The sequence below is a fragment of the Neisseria sp. P0009.S007 genome (assembly GCF_051962515.1).
This window is the reverse complement of sequence record NZ_JBQCVF010000226.1, coordinates 1-2,121: the sequence shown is the minus strand read 5'-3', so window position 1 is coordinate 2,121 and position 2,121 is coordinate 1. Positions and strand designations below refer to the sequence as shown.

Genomic DNA, 2,121 nt, shown 5'->3' with positions numbered 1-2,121 from the left:
TACATCTTGCGACGATTGCGGCATCACGGCAATTTTGCAGATATCCGCGCCCCACTCGGCCATTGTTTTCAGACGGCCTGTAATGTCTGCCAAAGACGGCGTGGCTTGGAAATCGTGATTACAAAGTAAGGCGGCAGTTTGATACTCATGCGCCAAAGCAATGGTTTGTTTTACGCCGCTTTTCTCGGCAAAAAGCTCGATGTCGATAATATCGGCTTGTTTGGAACAGACAATTTTTTCCAATAATTTAAAATAATAGTCATCCGAACAAGGCGTGTTGCCGCCCTCTTGCGCCCTTCTAAACGTAAACAGCAAGGGCTTGTCAGGAAAAGCCTGTCGAGCGATGCCTAATTGCTCGGCAATAAAATCGGCATCAAGCGCTTCTTGAAAAAAATCCGCACGAAATTCAATAATGTCAAAAGCCGTCTCTTTCAATACGCGCAAAGCCTGCTCCAATTCCTGCGTATTGGCAGCCACCAGCGGCACGGCAATTTTAGGCAGGCCTTTGCCGATCTCGATATTTTTAATGATGACAGGTTTCATATTGTTCCTTTTTGCTCTTCAAGCCAATCAGTGCAGATGCTCGTAAATGGTTTCCGCCAATGCTTTGCTGATGCCTTCCACTTTTTCCAAGTCCTCGCGGCTGGCTGCAATCACACCGCGCAGACCGCCGAATCGGGTAAGCAATGCTTGGCGGCGTTTGCTGCCGATACCGGGGATTTCGCTGAGTGATGAAGTAACGCGTGCTTTGTCGCGTTTTTTTCGGTGGCCTGTAATTGCAAAGCGGTGCGATTCATCGCGTACGGTTTGCAATAAATGCAAGGCCGGGCTGTTGGGTGGCAGGCGGAAGACTTCGCCGGTAAAAGGCAGTATGAGTTCTTCCATACCGGCTTTGCGCTCGGGGCCTTTGGCAATACCGACCAAAGGAATGTGCAGCCCGAGTTCTTCCCATACCGATACGGCTACGCCGATTTGCCCTTTGCCGCCGTCAATCAACACAACATCCGGCCATTTGACGCTTTCACCGTTGGCTTCGGCTTCCTGCATTTTGCCGTAACGGCGTGTTAACACTTCGCGCATAGCGGCGTAGTCATCGCCGGGTTTGGCGGTCGTGATGTTGTAGCGGCGGTATTGCGAAGGCTGGATGTTTTGCTCATCGTACACAACGCAGGACGCAATAGTAGCCTCGCCTTGCGTGTGGCTGATATCGAAACATTCAAGGCGGTTGAGGCCGTCTGAATCCATGCCGAGGATTTTGGCCAGTTCATCAATACGGTGTTGCTGGCTGCTTTGTTGCAGGCGGCGTTGGGCAATCGCCATTTGTGCGTTTTGCTCCGCCATCTTCAGCCAGACCTTGCGTTCGCCTATGGTCTTGGTGACAAATTGCATCTGCTTGCCGTGTTCGCCTTCCAAGGCCTCTTTCAGCGCATCGGGAACGGGAAAGTTGCTGATGATGATGTCGGGTTTGCTTTTGCCCAAATAATGTTGGGCGACGAAGGCTTCCGCGTAATCTTGTCCGTTTGGCTTGGGATCGTTTTTGGTGTCTGGGAAAAAGCTTTTATCGCCTACATGCCGTCCGCCTCGGATACTGACCCAGTGTACGCAAACCAGGCCGTCTGAAACCGCCAGCGCAAGCAAATCGATATCGTTGGGATTGTTCGGATTTTTACTGTCGATGAACTGGTTGCTCTGCATGATGCCGAGTGCTTGGATTTGGTCGCGGTAGCGGGCAGCTTCTTCAAATTGCAGGTTGGCAGCGGCGGTCTGCATTTTGTGTTGCAGGGTGCGAGTCAATTCATCAGTTTTGCCATTGAGGAAAGTCGCAGCTTCACGCACGCTGTCACGATAATCTTCTTCGCTGATATGTCCGACACAAGGCGCGGTGCAGCGTTTGATTTGGTAAAGCAGGCAAGGACGGTCGCGGTGCTCGAATACGCTGTCTTCGCAGGTACGCAGCATAAAGACTTTTTGCAACACTTGAATGCTGTCGCGCACGGCGTTGCTGTTAGGATATGGGCCGAAATATTGATTTGGTTTCTTCAGCGTGCCGCGGTAATACGCCATTTGCGGATATTGATGGCCGCTGAGCATCAAATAAGGATAGCTTTTGTCATCGCGGAA

2 protein-coding genes are annotated in these 2,121 nt (G+C 51.2%); both read right to left on the bottom strand.

Annotated elements, in window-relative coordinates; genetic code table 11:
- On the bottom strand, positions 1-543 hold a 543-nt coding region (gene aroD / locus ACTHS3_RS11880), incomplete at its 3' end, for a type I 3-dehydroquinate dehydratase (RefSeq protein ID WP_440368027.1).
- A 27-nt stretch (positions 544-570) separates the two neighbouring features.
- On the bottom strand, positions 571-2,121 hold a 1,551-nt coding region (gene uvrC, locus ACTHS3_RS11875), incomplete at its 5' end, for an excinuclease ABC subunit UvrC (protein WP_440368026.1).